Source organism: Stenotrophomonas sp. SrG (genome assembly GCF_050031795.1).
GTDB lineage: Bacteria > Pseudomonadota > Gammaproteobacteria > Xanthomonadales > Xanthomonadaceae > Stenotrophomonas > Stenotrophomonas rhizophila_A.
On sequence record NZ_JBNBBE010001128.1, the window covers coordinates 1 to 239 of the forward strand.

1 protein-coding gene is annotated in these 239 nt (G+C 70.7%); it reads right to left on the bottom strand.

The genetic code is table 11. The features are described from left to right. Window positions 1-239, bottom strand: a 239-nt coding sequence (locus ACQG3P_RS22985; RefSeq protein WP_426806339.1) for a response regulator transcription factor, incomplete at both ends; no start/stop codon positions are given.

The following is a 239-nucleotide window of genomic DNA, read 5'->3' on the forward strand; positions in this document are numbered from 1 at the left end:
TGGACGCTGGCGACAGGCGGCGGCGCAGGCGGTGCAGGCCGGCTGCCAGGACGTCCCGGTCCGGTGGCTGGACCAGATTCCGTTCGGCGCCCTGGGTCAGGCCCACCGCCATGTCGCGGGGGTCGCCACGGCCGGTCAGCATCACGATGCAGATAGAGGCCCAGGCGCGAAGCTGGCTCGCCACCGTGAAGCCGTCTTCGCCAGGCAGGCCAACGTCCAGCACAACGATTTCGCACCGT